This is a genomic window from Streptomyces sp. NPDC049541 (assembly GCF_044465725.1).
In the GTDB taxonomy this organism is placed as follows: Bacteria; Actinomycetota; Actinomycetes; order Streptomycetales; family Streptomycetaceae; genus Streptomyces.
This window is the reverse complement of record NZ_JBITLY010000002.1, coordinates 556008-576579: the sequence shown is the minus strand read 5'-3', so window position 1 is coordinate 576579 and position 20572 is coordinate 556008. Positions and strand designations below refer to the sequence as shown.

Annotated in this window: 20 protein-coding genes and 1 pseudogene; 7 read left to right on the top strand and 14 right to left on the bottom strand. The window is 71.0% G+C overall.

Going from position 1 to position 20572, the window contains the following annotated elements:
• Positions 1 to 8: 8 nt before the first annotated feature.
• Both ACIBW9_RS09735 and ACIBW9_RS09730 read right to left on the bottom strand, forming a co-directional pair.
• Positions 9 to 584 carry a HutD family protein gene (locus ACIBW9_RS09735; protein ID WP_398953043.1) on the bottom strand — a complete coding sequence of 192 codons (576 nt, stop codon included), beginning with the start codon at positions 582 to 584 and terminating at the stop codon, positions 9 to 11.
• 81 nt (positions 585 to 665) lie between these two features.
• Positions 666 to 971 carry a hypothetical protein gene (locus ACIBW9_RS09730; protein ID WP_398953041.1) on the bottom strand — a complete coding sequence of 102 codons (306 nt, stop codon included), beginning with the start codon at positions 969 to 971 and terminating at the stop codon, positions 666 to 668.
• Positions 972 to 1301: 330 nt separating this feature from the next.
• Between ACIBW9_RS09730 and ACIBW9_RS09725 the strand changes: the two genes are divergently transcribed.
• On the top strand, positions 1302 to 2357 hold the full coding sequence (locus ACIBW9_RS09725; RefSeq protein ID WP_398953039.1) for a protein kinase family protein: 1056 nt from the start codon (positions 1302 to 1304) through the stop codon (positions 2355 to 2357).
• A 456-nt stretch (positions 2358 to 2813) separates the two neighbouring features.
• Here ACIBW9_RS09725 and ACIBW9_RS09720 read toward each other — a convergent pair whose 3' ends face one another.
• The 3 genes from ACIBW9_RS09720 to ACIBW9_RS09710 all read right to left on the bottom strand — a co-directional run bounded on the left by ACIBW9_RS09720 (position 2814) and on the right by ACIBW9_RS09710 (position 5191).
• Positions 2814 to 3857 carry an NUDIX domain-containing protein gene (locus tag ACIBW9_RS09720; RefSeq protein WP_398953037.1) on the bottom strand — a complete coding sequence of 348 codons (1044 nt, stop codon included), beginning with the start codon at positions 3855 to 3857 and terminating at the stop codon, positions 2814 to 2816.
• 147 nt (positions 3858 to 4004) lie between these two features.
• Positions 4005 to 4211, bottom strand: coding sequence for a hypothetical protein (locus ACIBW9_RS09715; RefSeq protein ID WP_398953035.1), 207 nt, complete (start codon positions 4209 to 4211; stop codon positions 4005 to 4007).
• Complete coding sequence (locus tag ACIBW9_RS09710; protein WP_398953033.1) at positions 4208 to 5191, bottom strand: TIGR01777 family oxidoreductase; 984 nt, start codon at positions 5189 to 5191, stop codon at positions 4208 to 4210. The genes ACIBW9_RS09715 and ACIBW9_RS09710 overlap by 4 nt, the downstream gene beginning before the upstream one ends.
• A 279-nt stretch (positions 5192 to 5470) precedes the next feature.
• Here ACIBW9_RS09710 and ACIBW9_RS09705 point away from each other — a divergent pair, with 279 nt between their 5' ends.
• Entirely contained in the window at positions 5471 to 7492 is a 2022-nt protein-coding gene (locus tag ACIBW9_RS09705) for an NPCBM/NEW2 domain-containing protein (protein ID WP_398953031.1), read from the top strand.
• A 24-nt stretch (positions 7493 to 7516) separates the two neighbouring features.
• Here ACIBW9_RS09705 and ACIBW9_RS09700 read toward each other — a convergent pair whose 3' ends face one another.
• Positions 7517 to 8464, bottom strand: a complete 948-nt coding sequence (locus tag ACIBW9_RS09700; RefSeq protein WP_398953029.1) for an ROK family protein — start codon at positions 8462 to 8464, stop codon at positions 7517 to 7519.
• A gap of 248 nt (positions 8465 to 8712) precedes the next feature.
• On the opposite strand from ACIBW9_RS09700, the gene ACIBW9_RS09695 reads away from it, so the two are divergent.
• Together ACIBW9_RS09695 and ACIBW9_RS09690 are read left to right on the top strand one after the other, a co-directional pair.
• Entirely contained in the window at positions 8713 to 9762 is a 1050-nt protein-coding gene (locus ACIBW9_RS09695) for a LacI family DNA-binding transcriptional regulator (protein ID WP_398953027.1), read from the top strand.
• 6 nt (positions 9763 to 9768) lie between these two features.
• Positions 9769 to 10524 carry a hypothetical protein gene (locus ACIBW9_RS09690; RefSeq protein ID WP_398953025.1) on the top strand — a complete coding sequence of 252 codons (756 nt, stop codon included), beginning with the start codon at positions 9769 to 9771 and terminating at the stop codon, positions 10522 to 10524.
• Between the two features lie 12 nt (positions 10525 to 10536).
• On the opposite strand, the gene ACIBW9_RS09685 is transcribed toward ACIBW9_RS09690, so the two are convergent.
• Entirely contained in the window at positions 10537 to 12396 is a 1860-nt protein-coding gene (locus tag ACIBW9_RS09685) for a protein kinase (protein ID WP_398953023.1), read from the bottom strand.
• Between the two features lie 96 nt (positions 12397 to 12492).
• Positions 12493 to 13797 carry a DUF6986 family protein gene (locus tag ACIBW9_RS09680; protein ID WP_398953021.1) on the bottom strand — a complete coding sequence of 435 codons (1305 nt, stop codon included), beginning with the start codon at positions 13795 to 13797 and terminating at the stop codon, positions 12493 to 12495.
• A 209-nt stretch (positions 13798 to 14006) separates the two neighbouring features.
• On the opposite strand from ACIBW9_RS09680, the gene ACIBW9_RS09675 reads away from it, so the two are divergent.
• Positions 14007 to 14930 (top strand): endonuclease/exonuclease/phosphatase family protein, encoded by a 924-nt coding sequence (locus ACIBW9_RS09675; RefSeq protein ID WP_398953019.1) that lies wholly within the window; start codon positions 14007 to 14009, stop codon positions 14928 to 14930.
• Between the two features lie 58 nt (positions 14931 to 14988).
• On the opposite strand, the gene ACIBW9_RS09670 is transcribed toward ACIBW9_RS09675, so the two are convergent.
• The 4 genes from ACIBW9_RS09670 to ACIBW9_RS09655 all read right to left on the bottom strand — a co-directional run bounded on the left by ACIBW9_RS09670 (position 14989) and on the right by ACIBW9_RS09655 (position 18169).
• Positions 14989 to 15951: an electron transfer flavoprotein subunit alpha/FixB family protein gene (locus tag ACIBW9_RS09670; RefSeq protein ID WP_398953017.1), complete on the bottom strand. Its 963-nt coding sequence runs from the start codon at positions 15949 to 15951 to the stop codon at positions 14989 to 14991.
• Positions 15952 to 16025: 74 nt separating this feature from the next.
• Entirely contained in the window at positions 16026 to 16814 is a 789-nt protein-coding gene (locus tag ACIBW9_RS09665) for an electron transfer flavoprotein subunit beta/FixA family protein (RefSeq protein ID WP_398953015.1), read from the bottom strand.
• Between the two features lie 220 nt (positions 16815 to 17034).
• On the bottom strand, positions 17035 to 17550 hold the full coding sequence (locus tag ACIBW9_RS09660; protein ID WP_398953013.1) for a flavin reductase family protein: 516 nt from the start codon (positions 17548 to 17550) through the stop codon (positions 17035 to 17037).
• Between the two features lie 205 nt (positions 17551 to 17755).
• Entirely contained in the window at positions 17756 to 18169 is a 414-nt protein-coding gene (locus tag ACIBW9_RS09655) for a TlpA family protein disulfide reductase (protein WP_398953011.1), read from the bottom strand.
• 75 nt (positions 18170 to 18244) lie between these two features.
• On the opposite strand from ACIBW9_RS09655, the gene ACIBW9_RS09650 reads away from it, so the two are divergent.
• Both ACIBW9_RS09650 and ACIBW9_RS09645 read left to right on the top strand, forming a co-directional pair.
• Positions 18245 to 18661, top strand: a complete 417-nt coding sequence (locus tag ACIBW9_RS09650; protein ID WP_398953009.1) for a DUF4395 domain-containing protein — start codon at positions 18245 to 18247, stop codon at positions 18659 to 18661.
• Positions 18662 to 18845: 184 nt separating this feature from the next.
• On the top strand, positions 18846 to 19574 hold the full coding sequence (locus tag ACIBW9_RS09645; RefSeq protein ID WP_389074047.1) for a lysophospholipid acyltransferase family protein: 729 nt from the start codon (positions 18846 to 18848) through the stop codon (positions 19572 to 19574).
• A 130-nt stretch (positions 19575 to 19704) separates the two neighbouring features.
• On the opposite strand, the pseudogene ACIBW9_RS09640 reads toward ACIBW9_RS09645, so the two are convergent.
• Together ACIBW9_RS09640 and ACIBW9_RS09635 are read right to left on the bottom strand one after the other, a co-directional pair.
• Positions 19705 to 19891: pseudogene (locus ACIBW9_RS09640) on the bottom strand (cytoplasmic protein); the annotation flags it as partial.
• A 17-nt stretch (positions 19892 to 19908) separates the two neighbouring features.
• Positions 19909 to 20502, bottom strand: a complete 594-nt coding sequence (locus ACIBW9_RS09635; protein ID WP_398953006.1) for a transglutaminase domain-containing protein — start codon at positions 20500 to 20502, stop codon at positions 19909 to 19911.
• Between the last annotated feature and the right edge of the window lie 70 nt (positions 20503 to 20572).

Below are 20572 nucleotides of genomic sequence, written 5' to 3'. Positions count from 1 at the left end.
TCCCTGACCTACCCCCCTACGCCTGAGCCGGTGAGGGTGACGAGTGCTGCGGTGCCGGTCACCGTGAGGGCCTCGTCGGGAGCGTCGGTGATCAGAGCCGCGTCGAAGCGGTCGAGGACCGGGCCGGACGCCTCGAAGACCGCGGAACCGTCCAGGACGACCGCGAGCAGTGTCGTCCCGGCGAGAGCGGGGAGCGCCACCCGGTCCCGTACGATCTCGACCTGCGCGGTGGCCCGCCCGCGCCGGACCATCACGTTGAAGTCGACGAGCGGACCGCCCAGCGGCCGGCAGTCGGTGGCGGCCTCCCCGGGGAAGGGGAAGGGGACGTACCGCTCGGCCACGGTGTGTGCGGTGCCGTCGACGGTCAGCACCATGCCGGGGCCGTCGACCAGAGTGATGATCCGGTCGACACCTTCGAAGCGGGAGAACGGTCCCGGCTCGGCCACGTCGGCGAGACTCACCCGCCACGCAAAGTCCTGCATCCCTGCATGGCTGGGCGAAGAGGCGATCTCGCGGGTCAGTCCGCCCCCGTTCTTCCATGGCACGGCCGGGCGCTCGTCCGCTCTCAGAACGTGCACCGTCATCTCACAGTCCTCCTCGTCCAAGAGCCCCGTCGGCGGGCACGTCTGCACCGGTCACCTGGCCCGGCACCAGGATGGGCAAGCTCAAGAACGCGGCTCGAGTTCGCGCTGCCTGGCGGCCAGTGCCCTCGCCAGCATCTTCTCGCGGTAGGGGTTGGCCGTGCTGAGGGACTTCGCCACATCCACGGCCTCGTCCAGCAGGGCCTGCCGCCGCTCGGGCAACTCCCGAACCAGGGGTGAGCCGCTCTCCTCCACCAGGACGTACACCAGCTTCGATCCGTACACCTCCGGCTCGACCTGCGTCAGCAGTCGGTAGATCCACAGTCCCTCGGCACCCCGCACCACCCGCCGGTTCGCACTGAGCAGCCGGACTTGCGCCAGCACAACCATGTCCCGGTCCATCGATCCCCTTCGTCCCCTCCCTCCCCGGCCGGTGCGTGTCACACGGCGAGACAGCACGGCGAACGCACCGGCAGCCGGTGACGGTTGCCGGCACGTGGGCCGGAGAGTGGATGACGACGAGTCTGCGGGTGTGGCACCACCCGGCACAAGGCCGAACGGGCGTGCGCTAGGTCCTACCGAAAACGTCTCCGACCAGGCATGATGGACCTGACACTCGCTCAAGCCCCGTTCCCCGGCAGCCCGTCACGATCGCAGCCGCGAGGACGGCGTTCACCGATCGGCGGACACGCGGCCGCCGTCACCCTGACCATGGAGGTCATGTCCTCCGCCGCGCGCCGCGCCGCCCACGCCGACCTCGCCACCACCCTCTCCCTCCTCAGCGACCACGAGCTGGCGGACCTGCTGGCCTCGGCAACCCCCGCGGGCGTCGGTATCGGCGGGCGTTATGTGCTGGTCGAGCTGGACGGCAGACGGGTCTTCGTCAAGCGGATGCCGCTCACGGACGTCGAGTTGCTGCCCGAGAACGCCCGGTCCACGGCGAACCTGTTCGAGCTGCCGGCCTTCTGCCATTACGGCACCGGCCGCAGCCCCGGCTTCGGCGCCTGGCGCGAACTGGCCGTGCACACGATAACGACGAACTGGGTGCTCTCCGACCGCTTCACCGGCTTCCCTCTGATGCACCACTGGCGGGTACTGCCGGATGCCGTGCAGCCGCTCCCTGATGAACTGGCCGACGTCGAAGGGACGGTGGCCTACTGCGGCGGCTCCCCACAGGTCCGTGAGCGCCTCGAGGCCCTGCGCACTTCGTCCGCGAGCCTGACCCTGTTCCTGGAGTACTTCCCCCACACCCTCCACGACTGGCTCGACACACAGGTGCGCACCGCCGACTCGGACCGGATCTGCACCCAGGTGGACGTGTGGCTGGGCGCGCTCACCGGCTTCCTGCGCGAGCGTCAACTCCTGCACTTCGACGCCCACTTCCAGAACGTCCTCACCGACGGCGAGGAGTTCTTCCTGGCGGACTACGGGCTCGCGTTCAGTTCCCGGTTCCGGCTCTCCCGGCCGGAGCGCGCCTTCTTCGACCGGCATCGCGACTACGACCTCGTCTACAGCCGCGCCCACCTGGTGAACTGGCTCGTCACCGCCCTGTACGGATACGACAGACAGGAGCGGGAGGCCTTCGTACGCGCCTGCGCGGTGGGGGCGCATCCCGACGGCGTCCCCGAGACCGCCGCCGCGATCATCAAGCGCGACGCGACCCTGACCGCCGTCCTCAACGGCTTCCTCGGCCGCCTGCGCACGGAGAGCAGACAGACCCCCTACCCGTACGAGGAACTGCGGCTCGCCTACAACAGCTCCCCGCTCTCCGCGTAGTGGCAGGCGACCGGGTCCCCGCCGCCCCGGTCGACCAGCACCGGCACTTCCTCCCCGCAGGCCGTCCATTCGCTCTCTGGAAGAAGCCGAAGGAGACCCCGCACACGGGCAGGGGCAGGGCGGCGGCCTGGGCAAAGGGCGCTCATTGCGGAGTCCTCCTCGGCGGGAGGGGTCGAGTGGGGCGCGGGCGTCGTCGTGTCGGCGCAGCAGGCAGGGCCTCGGAGTCGGCGCCGACTGCGTCGAGCACCTCCGCGGCCCCGGTGCCCGCGAGTTCGTCAGCGAAGTGGCCGGCGCTGAGGTGCTCTCGTCGTGTCCGGGCTCCGTGGTGTCGCAGGCCTCGCGGCGCAGGCGGGCAGCGTGGGGCGAACAGGCAGCCGGGCGGCAGGTTCGGCAGGGAGGGCGGGGAGCCGGTGATCGGGGTGCGGCGTTCCTCCTCGCGGTCCAGTTCGCCGCAGGTCAGCCGACCGGGACGCCCGCCTCCAGATACAGCGCCGCCCCGCGCTCGCGGGCCCGCAAGGCCCAGCGCAACCGCTCGTAGCGCACCGGCGGCAGCAGGTCCGCGGCCTCGTCCTCGGTGGCGAACCGCCAGTCGCGCAGCTCGGGGCCGGGCAGCAGGAGCCGTGCGGCCTCGGCGGAGTCGAGGCGGCCGCCGTCGAAGAGGAGGCGCAGTCCGCCGTAACCGGGCGGAGCGGGGGCCTCCCAGTCGACGACCAGAAGGCGGGGGACCTCGTCGAGATGGATGCCGGTCTCCTCGACGACCTCGCGCATGCCGGCGCGGGCAGGCGCCTCGCCGGGTTCGACGACACCGCCGGGGAACTCCCAGCCGGCCTTGTAGGTGGGGTCCACGAGGAGGACGCGGTCCTGCTCGTCGAAGAGGAGGACGCCGGCGGCGAGCGTCTCGGCAGTGGGCTCAGGGGTTTGCACTATGTCGCACGCCACCACCTCCCCCGTGCTGACGGCCTCGGCGATACGGAGCGCACTCTCATACGGAGTGAGGGCCCCCGTATCGACGGGATAGGCATCGGCGGTGAGCCAGGAGCCGAGGGCGGCACGGTACGGCTCGATGTGGTCGTACGACCACTGCCGTACCCGCATCTCGCCGTCCGGCAGGTCCGGGGGCACCTCCCGGCCGGCTATTCGCTCCCGCAGGATCGTTTCCGCCGGGGCGAGGAGGACATGTCGGACGGAGATACGGCGTGCCGCGAGACCGCCGAAGATCTCGTCGCGGTACTCCTGGCGCAACAAGGTCATCGGAACCACCAGGGTTCCGCCCAGTTCGGCGAGCATCGCGGCCGCCGTGTCGATCACGAGGCGTCGCCAGATCGGCAGGTCCTGGTAGTCGCCGACCTCGGCGAGGTGTTTGGGCGGCAGCAGCTGCGTGAGCGCCGCGCCGATCACCTCGGGATCGAAGAGCGTGCTGTTCGGGATCAGCTCGATCAGTTCCCGTGCGGTGGTGGTCTTCCCCGCACCGAACGCGCCGTTGATCCAGACGACGGTCACAGGTCCCCCTCTTCTCTTGGCCCCCTGAGGCTTGCCCGCTCCACCCTGCCACGGAAACCAGCCCCAGTTGAGGGCGCACAAAAGGGGGCGCCGGTACCCCTGCCGCAGGGGCACCGGCGCCACGATCCGGCCTCGTCCCGGTCGGTGCTACTGGCCGAGGGCCTTGCCGGGGCCGGCGAGGCCCTCGTCCCCGGTCGTGTGGGTGACCGTGCCGACGGTGTCCTCGACGCCCAGGCCGTCGAGCGTCTGGTGATCACCGACCACCTGGTGGTCGGCGTGTTGCGAGGGAGTGATGGCGGCGACCACGAACCCGGTGGCGAGGGAGGCAATGGCGAGCATGCTGCGTTTCTTCATGCCCGGTTCAACTGTGAAACCGCCCGCGGGTCACGCCCTCGTCCGTCGCGCACCTGGCGCACCAGGTCGGCGGCGGCCTCGGGCCACTGGCCGTACTCGAAGGCGAACCCCGCTTCGAGCAGGCGGCCGGGGACGACCCGGCGGCTCTTCAGCAGGAGTTCGGTGTCCGAGCGCAGGGCGAAGGCCCCGAGTTCCGCCATCCAGCGCGTGGCGGGCAGCCCGACCGGCATGCCCCAGGCAGTGCGCAGGGTCCTCATGAAGGCGCGGTGCGGCAGCGGTGCGGGAGCGGCGAGGTTCACCGGCCCGGCGAGGTCGTCCCGGTCGACGAGGAACTCCACCGCGCGGACGAACTCGCGCTCGTGGATCCAGGAGACGTACTGGGCACCGCCCGCGACCGGGCCGCCGAGGCCGAGCCGCGCCAGCCGCAGCAGGACGTCGAAGACTCCGCCGCGATCGGGGCTCATCACCATGGCGGAGCGCAGGGCGACCTTGCGGGTGCGGGGCGTGTCGGCCTCCTCCTGCGCCCGCTCCCAGTTCCTGGCGATCTCGACGCTATAGCCCCAGTAGCCGGGAACGTCCGACTCGTTGCCGCCGATCTCGCCGGTCGTCTCGTCGTTGGGCGCGTCGAAGCGGTGGGCGTAGACCGTGGCCGTACTCATCTGGAGCCAGACGCGGGGCGGCTGCGCTGCGGCTGCGATCGCCTCGCCCACGACCCGGGCCGAGTTCACCCGGGAGTCCATCATCGTCTGCAGATTGGCCGGGGTGTACCGGCAGCTGACGCTGCGCCCCGCCAGGTTGATCACGACGTCACTGCCGGTGATCTCCTCGACCCAAGGGCCCAGGTGCTCGCCGTCCCAGCGGACCTCGCCCTGGCGCACCGGCCGCCGGGTGAGGATCACGACCTCGTGACCGGCACCCGTCAGCGCGCGCCTCAGGACCGTGCCGACCTGCCCTGTTCCGCCAGGAATGACGATCTTCATCAGGCTTCCCCCTTCGTATGACGGAAGCCTAACCCAAAAACTTGAACGCGTTCAAAACTTCCTCCTCTTTGTGCGCACATCCGATGACCTGCCCACCTCCGGACTGGACCAATAAACCAAACGACAACCGTGGGGCCGCGAGGGCAAGGGTCCCGACGGGATATCGAACAACCACTACCCGACCTCTTCCAACAGAGTCGGACACGTTCTACCGTGATCGCGCAGCGATGACGCGGACATGACGTCATCCCACCTTTCGTGTGCTCGGAGGAACGTACGATGCGTCACCTTCCCACCCGCACAACCCGCCGAAGAGTGGTCGGAGCGCTCGCCGCAGGGCTGCTGGGCGCCGCGGGACTCGCCGTGCCCGCCGTGGCGGCACCCACCGCCGCGCCCGCCGCCCCCGCCCTGGCCGACGGCCTCGCCCTCACCCCACCGATGGGCTTCAACAACTGGAACTCCACGCACTGCCGTGCCGAGTTCAACGCGTCCATGGTCAAGGGAATCGCGGACATCTTCGTCGAGAAGGGCCTCAAGGACGCCGGATACCAGTACGTCAACCTCGACGACTGCTGGGCCCTGCCGGCCCGGGACGCGGACGGCAAACTCGTCCCCGATCCGGCCCGCTTCCCGAACGGGATCAAGGCGGTCGCCGACTATGTTCACGCCAAGGGGCTCAAACTCGGCATCTACACCAGCGCGGGCACGAAGACCTGCGACAGCGCCGGGTTCCCGGGCGCGCTCGGTCACGAGTACAGCGACGCCCGGCAGTTCGCGGACTGGGGCGTGGACTACGTCAAGTACGACAACTGCAATAACCAGGGTGTGGACGCCACGTTGCGCTACACGACCATGCGCGACGCCCTCAAGGCGACCGGTCGGCCGATCGTCTACAGCATCTGCGAATGGGGCCAGAACAAACCCTGGGAATGGGCGGCCGACGTGGGCCACTTGTGGCGTACGACGGGCGACATCAGCGACAACTGGGGTTCGATGCTGTCCATCCTGAAGAAGAACCTGCCGCTCGCGCCGTACGCGGGCCCCGGGCACTGGAACGACCCCGACATGCTGGAGGTCGGCAACGGCGGCATGACGGACACCGAGTACCGCTCGCACTTCTCGATGTGGTCGATCATGGCCGCCCCGCTGCTCATCGGCTCCGACCTGCGCAGGGCCTCCCAGGCGACCTTCGACATCCTCGACAACAAGGAGGTCGTCGCCGTCGACCAGGACCCGCTGGGCAAGCAGGGCACGGTCGTCTCCTCCCAGGGCGGGCGCTGGGTCGTCGCCAAGGAGATGAAGGACGGCAGCCGCGCGGTCGCCCTGTTCAACGAGTCCGGAACGGCCCAGCACATCAGCACCACCGCCCGGGCCGTGGGCCTGCCCGCCGCCGACGCCTACACCCTGCGCGACCTGTGGCAGCACAGGAGCTACAACACCGCCGGCACCATCTCGGCGACCGTACCGGCGCACGGCACGGTCCTGGTACGGGTCATGGCCGACCCCAAGTGGGCCGCGCTCCCGCCCGCCGTCGAACTCGGCCTGGACGGCAGCCCGCTGGTCGAGGCGGGCAAGGCGGCCGCACTGACGTCGACCGTCACCGACCTGGGCCGCACACCCGCCCGGCGTGTGTCCGTCTCGCTGACCGGACCCCAGGGCTGGGCGGTCCAGGCGACCTCACGGACCACGGCCGCCTCGCTGCCGTCGGGCCGCTCCCTGCGCACCACGTGGTCGCTCACAGCCCCGGCGGGGACGCCGACAGGGTCGTACGACCTGACCCTCAAGGCGAGTTACCGTTCGGCGAGCGGTGACCGCGTCGACAGCACGGTCCCGCTGACCGCATCCGTCGTCGTGCCGCCGCCCTCGGGGACGTCCGGACTGGGCGACCTGCCCTGGCTGTCGGCCACGAACGGCTATGGGCCGGTCGAGCGCAACACCAGCAACGGGGAGAGCGCCGCGGGCGACGGCAACCCCCTCACCATCGGCGGGGTGGTGTACGGCAAGGGACTCGGCGTCCACGCGGAGAGCGCCGTCGAGTACTACACCGGCAGGGCGTGCAGGACGGTCACCGCCGATGTCGGCGTCGACGACGAGAAGGGCGCCAACGGCACCGTCGCCTTCGAGGTCTGGGCCGACGGCACCAAGGTCGCCTCGACCGGCGTGCTGACCAATGCGATGCCCGCCCAGCCGCTCACCGCCGATGTGACCGGCGCCCAGGTGGTCCGTCTGGTCGTCACCGACGGCGGCGACGGGATCGACTCGGACCATGCGGACTGGGCGAACGCGCAGTTGGCCTGCTGAGTCCCGGCAGCCCTTTCGGGTCCTTCAGACCGCGGCTGCGTCCGCCTGCTTGGCGAGCGCGGCCGCGGCCGCCCCGACCAGTCCGGCGTCCGTGCCCATCTGGGCCGGCGTGATCTTCAGGCGCTGCACGAAGGACAGGGTCGCGTAGTCGCCGAGGGCCTTGCGCAGCGGGGTGAACAGCACGTCGCCCGCCTTGCCCACTCCGCCGCCGATCACCGCGATGTCGATCTCGACGAGCGTGGCGGTGGCCGCGATGCCCGCGGCCAGCGCCTGGGCGGCGCGCTCGAAGGAAGCGACAGCGACCGGGTCCCCGGCACGGGCGGCGGCGGCCACCGCGGCCGCGGAGGTGTCCCCGTCGGGGCCGGGCCGCCAGCCGTTCTCCAGGGCGCGGCGGGCGATGTTGGGGCCGCTCGCGATGCGTTCGACGCAGCCGCGCGAGCCGCAGGGGCAGGGGTCGCCGTCGAGATCGACGCTGATGTGGCCGATGTGGCCCGCGTTGCCGGTGGGGCCGGGGTGCAGCTGACCGTTCAGGACCAGGCCGCCCCCGACACCCGTGGAGACCACCATGCACAGCGCGTTGTCGTGGCCGCGGGCGGCGCCCTGCCAGTGCTCGGCCGCAGTGATCGCCACGCCGTCGCCGATCAGCTCGACCGGCAGACCCCCCGCCGCCTCCTGGACCCGCCGCACGAGCGGGAAGTCGCGCCAGCCCGGCACGTTCACCGGGCTCACCGTGCCCGCGGAGGCGTCCACCGGGCCGGCGCTGCCGATCCCGAGCGCCGTGGCGCGGCCCCACAGCGGTGCGGCGGTCAGCTCGCCGAGGACCTCCCGCACGGCACCCATCACGGTCTCGCCGTCCTGCTGCGCGGGCGTCGCACGCTGAGCGCGCACCACGATCTGGCCGTGGCCGTCCACCAGCGCCCCGGCGATCTTCGTACCGCCGATGTCGAGCGCTGCCACGAGGTCGGTGTGCATCAGTGTCGGATCTCCCCGAAAACCATCGGATCCCCGGCGGTCAGGGGGAAGTTCCCCCTTCAACTACGGAGACGGGCGGGCCGGTCTGACGGTGGGGGCGCAGGCCGGAGATTGCGATGGACAGTCTCTCGCGCATATGACAACGTTGTCCAGGCTCTATGCTCGACGCCACATCCTCATACAAACTCATGGTCTGACGCACCCCCGTGGACGAGACCCGCGGACGAGACAGGACAGGACAGCGCATCGTGCCCGAGACCGCTCGCCGAACAGCCCCCCTCTCCGCTACGCGCTACGGCAACCGTCCCACCATGAAGGACGTGGCGGCGCGCGCCGGAGTCGGGCTGAAGACCGTCTCCCGCGTGGTCAACGGCGAGCCCGGCGTCACCCCCGAGACCGAGCGCCGCGTCCAGGAGGCCATCGACGCGCTCGGCTTCCGCCGCAACGACAGCGCGCGCGTGCTGCGCAAGGGCCGCACCGCCAGCATCGGCCTGGTCCTGGAGGATCTCGCCGACCCGTTCTACGGCCCCCTCAGCCGCGCGGTCGAGGAGGTGGCCCGCGCGCACGGCGCCCTGCTGATCAACGGCTCCAGCGCCGAGGACCCCGATCGCGAGCAGGAGCTGGCGCTGGCCCTGTGCGCGCGGCGGGTGGACGGACTGGTGATCATTCCGGCCGGTGACGACCACCGCTATCTGGAGCCCGAGATCAGGGCGGGTGTCGCCACGGTGTTCGTCGACCGGCCCGCCGGGAAGATCGACGCCGATGTCGTCCTGTCCGACAACTACGGCGGCGCCCGCGACGGCGTCGCCCACCTCATCGCCCACGGACACCGCCGGATCGGCTTCATCGGCGACATGCCCCGTATCCACACGGCCGCCGAGCGCCTGCGGGGCTACCGGGCCGCCATGGAGGACGCGGGCATCCCGGTCGAGGACTCCTGGATGTCCCTGGGTGTCACGGACCCGCAGCGGGTGCGCCGGGCCGCCGAGGAGATGCTCTCCGGGCCCGCCCCGGTCAGCGCGGTCTTCGCGGGCAACAACCGCGTGACGGTCACCGTGGTCCGGGTCCTCGCCGAGCAGCCCCGCCGGGTCGCCCTGGTCGGCTTCGACGACTTCGAGCTCGCCGATCTGCTGCAGCCGGGCGTCACCGTGGTCGCCCAGGACGCGGCGGCCCTCGGACGCACCGCCGCCGACCGCCTCTTCCGTCAGCTGGACGGCACGCTGCTCACGCCGGAGCGCATCGAGCTGCCGACCAGACTGATCACCCGCGGTTCGGGCGAACTGCCGCCGGCGGACTGAGCCGCCATGGACGGCGAAGCAGACCACCGCCTCGAAGTGCTGGGCCTCGCAGTGGCCCCGCGTGACCAACCCCTGCTCTACCCGGGAGCCTGGCCCACGCGGTCCGGGCTCCTCGACGGCGACCGGTTCCTGCCCCTCGACCGCCTGGTGCACGAGGACCGCGTCCCCGTGCTGGCGGTCGGCTCCAACGCCTGCCCGGGCCAACTGCGCCACAAAATGGACGAGTCCGGGATCACCTCGCCCGTCCCGATGGTGCGCGCCCGGGTCACCGGCATCGACGTGGGCGTCTCCGCACACGTCAGCCGCCTGGGCTATGTGTCCGCCTCACCGGTCGATTCGCCTGGCACCCTGCGCGAGTTGTTCGTCACCTGGCTGGATGCCGCGCAACTCGCGATGATCGACGCGAGCGAGGGCGTGCCGCTGCGGTACGGCAACTTCCGGCGCGCCCGGCTGCAGGAGCCGCGGGTTCGGATCGAGCTGGAGGACGGGACGCGGCTGCCCGGTGCGTACATCTACGTCAACCGCCGCGGGGTCCTGCGCAACGGCTCGGGGACGCCGCGCAGGCCGGTCGCTCAGCGGGCGCTGCTCAGCGAACTCCTCGTCGGTTCGGCCCGGTTGAGGGAGCTGTTCGGTGTCACACCCGAGGAGTTCTGCACCCGGGCGCGTGCCGATGCCGGGCTGTGCGAGCAGGGCACCCGGGTGTTCGCCGAGGAGAAGCTGGTGACGGAGTCCGGGCTGGAACGGTACGTGGCGGACGGGTGACAGTGACGGGCGTCAGCAGACCGGGAGTCCGGGGATCGGCTGGTCGTTGTCGCCGCCCTTGACGTAGACGTCGCTGACGTAGACGTTCGTGTTGCCCCTGTCGTCGTCCGTCTTCGCCCACCAGACGTTGGTCCACTGGCCGTAGGTCTCGCGCCGGCCCAGGTTCTGCTGGCAGTAGAAGTAGTTGGTGCCCGCGCCGAGGACGCCGACCTCGGTGCCGGAAGCGGTGTAGGACTTGGCGGTGCGCCAGACCGTGCAGTTGTACTTGCCGCCGCCTATGGAGGTGCAGGCCGGTGCCGGGGTGGTCGCGCCCCCTCCGCCTGTCGTGCCGCCGCCGGTGGTGCCGCCTGAGGTCGTGCCGCCCGTGGTACCGCCTCCGGTGGTGCCGCCGCCCGGGGACTTCGCCGTGGGCGAGGAGGAGGCCCGGCTCGTCGGTGTGGCCCCGTCCTTCCGGCCCGCGGTCTTCGTCGGTGCCGGGGTCTTCTTGTCGCCCTGTTCCGTCGGCTCGGGGCCGTCCGAGTGGTCGGCGTCGGTGCGGTCGGAGGCGGACGCCTGGGCATCCGAACGGGACGCGGAGGGGCGCGTGTTCGCTTCCGTGTTCCGGGCGTTCAGCAGGGCGACGGTGCCGCCGGCCGCCGCGAGGACGACGGTGACGGCCGCGGCGGCGAGCAGGGCGCGGCCCTTGCGGCGCGGGGAGGTCGAAGGCGACATGGGCCCGGTGGGGGCCGTCGCCGGCTCCGGTGCCGGGTTCTGCGGCGCGGGCGGGCCGAAGCCCGGCGTCGCGTGTGCGGCAAACGGCGCGGGGGTGGAGCCGGGCGCCGCCTGGTCGTGCCGTGCGGCCGGGTCGGAGCCGGGCGGCACCGGCCCGCGTTGCTCGGTGGGAGCGGAACCCTGCGCCGCTTCCGGAATGAGGAACCCTGGGGGCAGCGAGGGGACGTCCGGCTCCGTCCGCGCCCTCGGCGCCGGGTGATCGCGCAGGGTCGTCGTCGGTGTGTCCGTGCCGCCCGCGTCCGCCACCGCCTGCAGCAGGGCGCGCCCCTGCTCGGCGTCCGGGCGGGTCTCGGGCCGCTTGTCCAGCAGCTGCCGGAGCACGTGGGCGAGCGGGCCGGCACGCTCCGGCTCCGGCAGGGGCTCGGTGACGATGGCGGTGAGCGTGGAGTACGTCGAGGTGCGGCGGAAGGGCGAGGAGCCCTCGACGGCCGCGTACAGCGTGGCTCCCAGGGCCCAGACGTCGGAGGCCGGGCTCGCCTCGGCGCCCTGGGCGCGCTCGGGCGCCAGGTAGTCCAGGGAGCCGACGAGCGCACCGCTGCGGGTCAGATGGGTGGCCGCGCCGTCGCCGGGGTCCTCCATAGCCGCGATGCCGAAGTCCGTCAGGACGACCCGGCCGGACCCTTCGAGCAGGATGTTTCCGGGTTTCACGTCACGGTGCAGGACGCCGGCCCGGTGGGCTGCCGCCAGCGCGTCCATCACCCTGGCGCCGATACCGGCGGCCTCGACCGGGTCGAGGGGGCCGCGCTCGCGCAACACCTGCTCCAGGGACGGCCCGTCGACCAGCTCCATGACGATGAGCGGACGGCCGTCGACCTCGGTCACGTCGTGCACGGCGACGACCGCGGGGTGGCGCACCCGGGCCGCCGCGCGCGCCTCGCGCTGCATCCGCAGCCGCAGATCGGCGAGTTCGGGCCCGGCGGCGTCGGTGTAGGTGCGCAGTTCCTTGACGGCGACCTCACGTCCCAGCACCTCGTCGACGGCTCTCCAGACGATGCCCATGCCGCCGCGGCCGAGTTGGGACACGACGCGATAGCGCCCCGCCAGCAGCCGCCCCGTCCCGTCAGCCCGGTTGTTCCCGCCTGAGGACTCCCCCGAAGACACCGCCCGCCCCGTTCCTGTGACATGTCAATGCGTGCCGTACAGACTACGGTGCCGGGGTGACAACGTCGGCCGGTGGTGACGGCTGTGACGGGTCTGCTACTTGGCCGACGCGGTCAGGTCGCCGCGCCGGGGTGCCGCGAAGCCCTCCAGATCGGCCCGGGTCAGTCCGGTCGCCCGGGCGACCTCGGCGATGTCCAGCGCGCCGCAGTCCAGTCCGCGCAGCAGATAGCCGCTGAGGGCCTTGGCGGTGGCGGGCTCGTCCATGACGTCACCGCCGGCCCGGTTGGCGTAGCGGGCGAGACGGGCGGCGGCCTGCTCGAAGCCCTCGCGGTAGAAGGCGAAGACGGCCGCGTAACGGGTGGGGATGTGGCCGGGGTGCATGTCCCAGCCCTGGTAGTAGGCGCGGGCCAGGGCTCGGCGGGTGAGGCCGTAGTGCAGGCGCCAGGCGTCGTGGACCTTCTCCGTCGGGCCGACCGGCAGCACATTGGTCGAGCCGTCCGACACCCGTACGCCCGTCCCGGCGGCCGCGACCTGCATGATCGCCTTGGCGTGGTCGGCGGCCGGGTGGTCGCTGGCCTGGTAGGCGGCGGAGACGCCGAGGCAGGCGCTGTAGTCGAAGGTGCCGTAGTGCAGTCCGGTGGCGCGGCCCTCGGCGGCCTGGATCATGCGCGCGACGGTGGCGGTGCCGTCGGTGGCGAGGATCGACTGGCTGGTCTCGATCTGGATCTCGAAGCCGATCCGGCCGGGCTCGAGCCCGCGAGCCTTCTCGAAGGCCTCCAGGAGCCGCGCCATGGCGGTGACCTGCTCGGCATAGGTCACCTTGGGCAGCGTCAGCACCAACCCGTCGGGCAGCCCGCCGGCCTCCATGAGACCGCTGAGGAAGATGTCGAGGGTGCGGATGCCCCGGTCGCGTACCGGCGCCTCCATGCACTTCATGCGGATGCCCATGTACGGGGCCGCCGTCCCCTTCGCATACGCCTGTGCGATCAGGCGGGCCGCGCGGGCCGCCGCCTCGTCCTCCTCGGCGTCCGGGCGGGGGCCGTAGCCGTCCTCGAAGTCGACGCGCAGGTCCTCGACGGGCTCCCGCTCCAGCTTGGCGCGCACGCGCGCGTACACGGGCTCGGCGAGTTCGTCGGACAGGCCGAGGACGGCCGCGAACGAGGCGGCGTCGGGGGCGTGTTCGTCGAGGGCCGCCAGGGCCTGGTCGCCCCAGGAGCGGATGGTGTCGGCGGCGAAGACGTCACCGGGGACGTAGACGGTGTGGACGGGCTGGCGGGTGCCGGGGTCCCCGGGGTAGCGGCGCTCCAGTTCGGCGTCGACCGGGGCGAGGGAGGCGCTGATCTCCTCGCTGATCGCGCCTGCGAGGCTCGTCGCCACCTTCTCCTGCTGGCCCTGACCCATCCCATACCCTCCTGTTTTCCACTGTACGGAATCAATAATCCGTAGAATGAAGTTATCTGGGCACCTTCCGGTGGTCAACACCATGTCCACGGGGAGCAACCCCGTGATCTCGGCATGTTCACGCCCATCTCACACCCGGGTATGACACTTCCCTGTGCACGACTCGCCCTCGCACGACTCGTCCGGCTGCCGCCCCCGAAGGAGCCCGAGTGTCGAACCACCGCCGAGTCACCCGCCGTCTGGGCATCAAGGCGGCCTTGGCCGCGGCGGTCACCGTGCCGCTCGCCGGCGCCGCGATCGCCGCCTCGTCCGCCTCGACCGCGCCGTCCCCCTCGACGCCGGCGCGCCGGTCGCCCCGCCTCGAGGTCATGACCTTCAACCTGCGTTTCGCGAGCACCAAGGAACCGAACAGCTGGAGCGACCGCAGACCGGTGATGGGCGAGCTGCTGCGTCGCGCGCACCCCCACGTCATCGGCACACAGGAGGGCCTCTACCAGCAACTGCGCGACATCGACTCCGACCTCGGGCCGTCCTACGACTGGATCGGCACCGGCCGCGAGGGCGGCAGCCGCGACGAGTCCGCGGCGATCTTCTACGACAACCGGCGTCTGGCCCCCGTCGAGCACTACACCTTCTGGCTCTCCGACACCCCGGAGGTCATCCGCTCGAACACCTGGGGCGCCGCCTTCCCGCGCATCGTCACCTGGGTCCGCTTCCGCGATCTCTCCGACGGCGGGCGGGAGTTCTACGTCCTCAACACGCACTTCGACCACGCCGGCCAGTACGCGCGCGAGCGCAGCGCCTCACTGCTGACCCAGCGGATCGCCCAGCTCGACCGTTCGCTGCCGGCCGTGGTGACCGGCGACTTCAACGCCGCCGCGCACCGGAACCCGGTCTACGACACGCTGGTGGGCTCGGGGCTTCTCGACACCTGGGACGCGGCGGCGCACCGCGGCGCCCCGTACGGGACCTTCCACGGCTACAAGGGGCTGATCCCGAACGGCGACCGCATCGACTGGATCCTCACCACGCCATGGGTGACGACGCACCGGGCAACCATCGACACCTTCTCCGCCGACGGTCAGTTCCCGAGCGACCATCTGCCCGTGCGGGCCTCGCTCAGTCTGGAATGAGCCGAGGCCCCCGCGACTGTTCGTGCAGTCGCGGGGGCCTCGACCGGCCTGCGGGTGATCAGCCCTTGCGGGCGTTGATCTCCTCGGTGAGCTGGGGGACGACGTCGAAGAGGTCTCCGACCACGCCGTAGTCGACCAGGTCGAAGATCGGGGCCTCCGGGTCCTTGTTGACCGCCACGATCGTCTTCGAGGTCTGCATGCCGGCCCGGTGCTGGATGGCGCCGGAGATGCCGTTGGCGATGTACAGCTGCGGGGAGACGGACTTGCCGGTCTGGCCCACCTGGTTGGTGTGCGGGTACCAGCCCGCGTCCACCGCGGCACGGGAGGCGCCGACGGCCGCACCGAGGGAGTCGGCGAGGGCCTCGATGAGCGGGAAGTTCTCGGCGCCGTTGACGCCGCGGCCGCCGGAGACCACGATCGCGGCCTCGGTCAGCTCCGGGCGCCCGGTCGACTCGCGCGGGGTGCGGCCGGTGACCTTGGTACCGGTCGCCTGCTCGGAGAAGGACACGGACAGGGCCTCGACGGCACCTGCGGCCGGGGCGGCCTCCACGGCGGCCGAGTTCGGCTTGACCGTGATGACCGGGGTGCCCTTGGAGACACGGGACTTGGTGGTGAAGGAGGCGGCGAACACCGACTGGGTGGCCACCGGGCCCTCGTCACCGGCCTCCAGGTCGACGGCGTCGGTGATGATGCCGGAGCCGATGCGCAGCGCCAGACGCGCGGCGATCTCCTTGCCCTCCGCGGAGGACGGCACCAGCACCGCGGCCGGGGAGACGGCCTCGACGGCCGCCTGCAGGGCGTCCACCTTGGGGACGACCAGGTAGTCGGCGTACTCGGACGCCTCGTGGGTCAGCACCTTGACGGCGCCGTGCTCGGCGAGCGCGGCGGCGGTGTCACCCGCGCCGTTGCCCAGCGCGACGGCGACCGGCTCGCCGACGCGGCGGGCCAGGGTCAGCAGCTCCAGGGTGGGCTTGCGGACGGCACCGTCCACGTGGTCGACGTAGACGAGAACTTCAGCCATGGGATTGCTCTCCTGCGATGTACGAAGTCTGAGGGGCGGTAAGGGCGTTGAGCCTCGGAGGGACTACAGGTCCCTTAGATGAACTTCTGGCTCGCGAGGAACTCGGCGAGCTGCTTGCCGCCCTCGCCCTCGTCCTTGACGATCGTGCCCGCGGTGCGAGCCGGACGCTCGGCCGCCGACTCGACCTTCGTCCAGGCACCCGCCAGACCGACCTCCTCCGCGTCGAGCTCCAGGTCGGACAGGTCCCACGACTCCACCGGCTTCTTCTTCGCCGCCATGATCCCCTTGAAGGAGGGGTAGCGCGCCTCACCCGACTGGTCGGTCACCGACACGACGGCCGGAAGCGAAGCCTCGAGCTGCTCGGAGGCGGCATCGCCGTCACGGCGGCCCTTGACCGTGCCGTCCTCGACGGAGACCTCGGACAGCAGGGTGACCTGCGGGACGCCCAGGCGCTCCGCGAGCAGCGCGGGTACGACGCCCATGGTGCCGTCGGTGGAGGCCATGCCCGAGACCACCAGGTCGTAGCCGGCCTTCTCGATCGCCTTGGCCAGCACCAGCGAGGTGCCGATCGCGTCCGTGCCGTGCAGGTCGTCGTCCTCGACGTGGATGGCCTTGTCGGCGCCCATGGACAGGGCCTTGCGCAGCGCGTCCTTGGCGTCCTCGGGGCCCACCGTCAGAACGGTGATCTCCACGTCGTCGTCGGAGTTCTCGGAGATCTGCAGCGCCTGCTCGACCGCGTACTCGTCCAGCTCGGAGAGCAGACCGTCCACGTCGTCCCGGTCGACGGTCAGGTCATCGGCGAAGTGCCGGTCGCCAGTGGCGTCGGGCACGTACTTCACAGTGACAACGATCCTCAAGCTCACGCCGGCTCTCCTACTGCAATCGTCATTTCGGTGCTGCCTACTTTCAGGCAGCATAGGCGCCTCAAGCGGCCGATCCCGATCGGGGCGACCCGCGCTCCGAGCGAAACATTACTCGTCAGTACACCCAGTTCGTTCCCGCTAAGCAAGCGCTTTGAACTGTGACCTTTGCAACGCAGCGTAATCGGAACTCGACCGCTTCGCAGGCGGAGCCGCCCGGCGGTCAGTCGCGCAGGCCGTTGAAACGACCCTGGTGGTAGAGGAGCGGGCGGCCGGGGCCCGTGGGATCACCGAGCACGACCTCGGCCAGCACGATGCGGTGATCCCCTGCGGGGACGCGGCCCACGACCCGGCACACCAGCCAGGCGAGGACGTCGTCGAGGACGGGAACGCCTTCGGGTCCCGTACGCCAGGCGGTGGGCGCGCCGAAGCGGTCGGCGCCGCTCTTGGCGAAGATGGCCGCCAGGTCCTGCTGATGCTCGCCGAGTATGTGGACGCCGATGTGGTCGGTCGCCGATATCGCCGGCCAGCTGGAGGCGCCGGTGCTGATGCCGAAGGACAGCAGCGGCGGCTCGGCGGAGACGGAGGTGAGCGAGGTGGCGGTGAAGCCGACCGGGCCGGAATCACCTCGCGCGGTGATCACGGCGACTCCCGCCGCGTGCCGCCGGAAGACGGAGCGCAGCAGGTCGGGGGAGGCGAACTGAGGGGTACGGGTGCCGAGGTCGGGCGTGGCCGTCATGGAGTTGTCCTTCTACGCGGAGGGGCGGGCGTCGTGGCTGCTCAACAGCTCGGACAGCGCGCGCTCGCAGTGCGGGCGAGGTCGACGTGCACCCGCCCGTAGAGAAGGAGTTCCGTAGGCATACGGTCAGGCTGACGATAGGTGGTGTGCGCAGTCAAGTACGTTCCGACATATGGGAGATGCCTCACCGTCCGCAGCGCGGCCGTCAAACCGCCTCCCCCAGTGCGGCGATGACGTCGGCCTTGCGCGGCTGGCCGGTGGCACGCCGTACGACCCTGCCGGCGGCGTCAAGGACCAGCACGGTCGGCGTCTTGAGGATGTCGAGTTCGCGCACCAGGTCCAGGTGGTCCTCGGCGTCGATCTCGACGTGGGTCACACCCGGGACCATGTCGGCGACCTCACCGAGGACGCGTCGGGTGGCCCGGCAGGGCGCGCAGAAGGCACTGGAGAACTGCACGAGCGTGGCGCGCTCACCGAGTTCCCCACCCAACTCGGCCGCCCCGAGCCGCTTCCCGCCGTCGCGCCCACGCACGCGTACCCTCCCGTTCCGCTGCCGATGAATCACTCCGTAGGCGCTCGCCACCAGGAGCACCACTGCGCACACCACAAGTCCGGTCATCACCTGCACAAGCATTCACGAGACTGCAAAGATTCCCGGCTCCCCGGATCTTTTCCCATACGGAATGCTTGCTTCATGGACATTGATGTGAGGGGCCCCCGCTTCGGGGCGGCCGTGACGACCGCCGTCCTGGCGGTGGTGCTGATCACCGGGAGCGCCTGGCTGCTGGCCTGGCAGACGCTGGCGTTCGCGCTGGGCGCGGCGGGCGGGGTGGGCCGTTCGCCGTACGGCTGGCTGTTCCGCAAGGTGGTGCGCCCCCGCCTCGGGCCGCCGACCGAGTTCGAGTCGCCGGAGCCGCCGCGGTTCGCGCAGGCGGTGGGGCTGGTCTTCGCCGGTGTGGGACTGGTCGGTTTCGGACTCGGCCCGACCTGGCTGGGGCTCGCGGCGACCGCCGCCGCGCTCGCCGCCGCGTTCCTCAATGCCGCGTTCGGGTACTGCCTGGGCTGCGAGATGTACCTGCTCGTACGGCGGGTGACGGTCCGTACGGAGTAAAGGCGGCTTAAAAAACCGAGGTGGATCAGTTGTGGGACGTGACGAGGATCTCGCCGTTCTGCGGCGCCAGGACTGGCCCCCCGTTCGTTCTTGGGGCACGATCTGCGCAATGCCGTAAACCTACGGCTGCGTAACTTCCCGCCGGGAGCACCCGTCCAGGCAGAGAGAAGGGTCCACCCCGTCCATGGCTGAGCTTGTCTACCGTCCCGTCGTCGGTCTCGCCCAAACGTTGTTCAAGGTCTGGGACCTCAAGATCGACCTCAAGGGATCGGAGAACATTCCGCGCTCGGGCGGCGCCGTGCTGGTGAGCAATCACATCAGCTACCTGGACTTCATCTTCGACGGTCTCGCCGCCCTGCCGCAGAAGCGTCTGGTGCGCTTCATGGCGAAGGAGTCGGTGTTCCGGCACCGGATCTCCGGTCCGCTGATGCGCGGTATGAGGCACATCCCGGTGGACCGCAAGCAGGGCGAGACGGCGTACCAGCACGCCTTGCAGTCGCTGCGCTCCGGCGAGATCGTCGGCGTCTTCCCGGAGGCGACCATCTCGCAGTCCTTCACCCTGAAGAGCTTCAAGTCGGGTGCCGCCCGCATGGCCCAGGAGGCGGGCGTGCCGCTCATCCCGATGGCGCTGTGGGGCACCCAGCGGCTGTGGACCAAGGGGCACCCGCGCAACTTCAAGCGCAGCCACACGCCGATCACCATCCGGGTGGGCGAGCCGGTGGAGGCCCCCCAGGACCAGTACGCGGGCGCCATCACCCGGCGGCTGCGCGAGCGCGTCCAGGAGCTGCTGGAGGCGGCCCAGCGCGCCTATCCCGTACGGCCCAAGGGTCCGGACGACACCTGGTGGATGCCCGCCCACCTCGGCGGCACGGCGCCGACCCCCGAAGAGGTGAAGGCGGCCGAGGCCCGCTGAATCGTCGCTCCGGGGCGTGGACGGTGATCCGGGCCCCGGAGGGCCGGGCCTTTCCAGCAGGGCCGGACGACCTCGCCCGCGGCGGAGTGTTCGACGCCCCCCCTCGCCGCCGGTCGGCGTCACCAAGTCCAGGCAGTCCAGCGTCCGACAGGGCCCGTTTCGCCGACGCCTCGCCCGAGTTGCGATGCACGAGGGCTCGGAGCCGAACACCGTGCAGATCTCGAGCGGGCAACCATGTGCGGGTCCTCGTGCGGGGCGCGACCGTCCAGGCGGGCGGAACTCTCCCCGGTGCCGGGCCCGTTGACCCGGCCGTGCGCCGGCGTCACGGTCTGCCTCAGAGCGCGGTGGGGAGCGTCTTCCAGAGACCGGGCCGGTCGGGGGCGGCCTTGAGGGCGCCGATGACCGCCGGATGCGGTTCGGCGTACAGCTGTGGATAGTCCACCTCATCGGACTGCGGATCGGGGCTCCAGGCCAGTCGCTCACCTTCGAGGGAGAACTGGGCGTCGACGCCCGGTTTGTTGCCGCGGGGGTCCTGCCGGTGCCAGGCGCCGTTGAAGCGGACGGCGACCAGGCCGTGCACGGCATGGCCGTCACCGTCGTCGTGCGCCAGCCTCTGGTAGCAGAGTGCCGTGGGGATGTCCTCGGCCCGCAGCAGGGCGGCGAGGGCGTGGGCCTTGGCGTGGCAGATGCCGGTGCCCTGCCGCAGTACGTCGGAGGCCCGCCAGGTGACGCGCAGGTCGCCCGAGTCCTGGGAGTGCGGGATGGTGTCGCGCACGAACTCGAAGGCGGCCTGCGCATAGGCATACGAGTCGGAAACGTCCCGGGCGAGCCGGACGGCCGTCTCCCGTACCACTGGATGGTCATGGTCGACGACGTCGTCAGCAGCCAAGTAGGCGGAAAGGTCAGGGGTGTTCTGGATCAGCTCCATGCCTGCAGAGCATAGGAATGCGATCATCGACAGTCAATCAATTTGCAGAGTCCTGCATACTCATGCATCA

Coding starts and splice junctions, on each gene's coding strand:
- ACIBW9_RS09730 (WP_398953041.1), bottom strand. CDS start 971: ATGGTTGTGCTGGCGCAAGTCCGGCTGCTCAGTGCGAACCGGCGGGTG.
- ACIBW9_RS09700 (WP_398953029.1), bottom strand. CDS start 8,464: ATGCACACCGACCTCGTGGCAGCGCTCGACATCGGCGGTACGAAGATC.
- ACIBW9_RS09680 (WP_398953021.1), bottom strand. CDS start 13,797: ATGGGTCAGGGCCAGCAGGAGAAGGTGGCGACGAGCCTCGCAGGCGCG.
- ACIBW9_RS09725 (WP_398953039.1), top strand. CDS start 1,302: ATGTCCTCCGCCGCGCGCCGCGCCGCCCACGCCGACCTCGCCACCACC.
- ACIBW9_RS09710 (WP_398953033.1), bottom strand. CDS start 5,191: ATGAAGATCGTCATTCCTGGCGGAACAGGGCAGGTCGGCACGGTCCTG.
- ACIBW9_RS09650 (WP_398953009.1), top strand. CDS start 18,245: ATGGACATTGATGTGAGGGGCCCCCGCTTCGGGGCGGCCGTGACGACC.
- ACIBW9_RS09715 (WP_398953035.1), bottom strand. CDS start 4,211: ATGAAGAAACGCAGCATGCTCGCCATTGCCTCCCTCGCCACCGGGTTC.
- ACIBW9_RS09735 (WP_398953043.1), bottom strand. CDS start 584: ATGACGGTGCACGTTCTGAGAGCGGACGAGCGCCCGGCCGTGCCATGG.
- ACIBW9_RS09690 (WP_398953025.1), top strand. CDS start 9,769: ATGGACGGCGAAGCAGACCACCGCCTCGAAGTGCTGGGCCTCGCAGTG.
- ACIBW9_RS09655 (WP_398953011.1), bottom strand. CDS start 18,169: ATGACCGGACTTGTGGTGTGCGCAGTGGTGCTCCTGGTGGCGAGCGCC.
- ACIBW9_RS09645 (WP_389074047.1), top strand. CDS start 18,846: ATGGCTGAGCTTGTCTACCGTCCCGTCGTCGGTCTCGCCCAAACGTTG.
- ACIBW9_RS09635 (WP_398953006.1), bottom strand. CDS start 20,502: ATGGAGCTGATCCAGAACACCCCTGACCTTTCCGCCTACTTGGCTGCT.
- ACIBW9_RS09705 (WP_398953031.1), top strand. CDS start 5,471: ATGCGTCACCTTCCCACCCGCACAACCCGCCGAAGAGTGGTCGGAGCG.
- ACIBW9_RS09660 (WP_398953013.1), bottom strand. CDS start 17,550: ATGACGGCCACGCCCGACCTCGGCACCCGTACCCCTCAGTTCGCCTCC.
- ACIBW9_RS09670 (WP_398953017.1), bottom strand. CDS start 15,951: ATGGCTGAAGTTCTCGTCTACGTCGACCACGTGGACGGTGCCGTCCGC.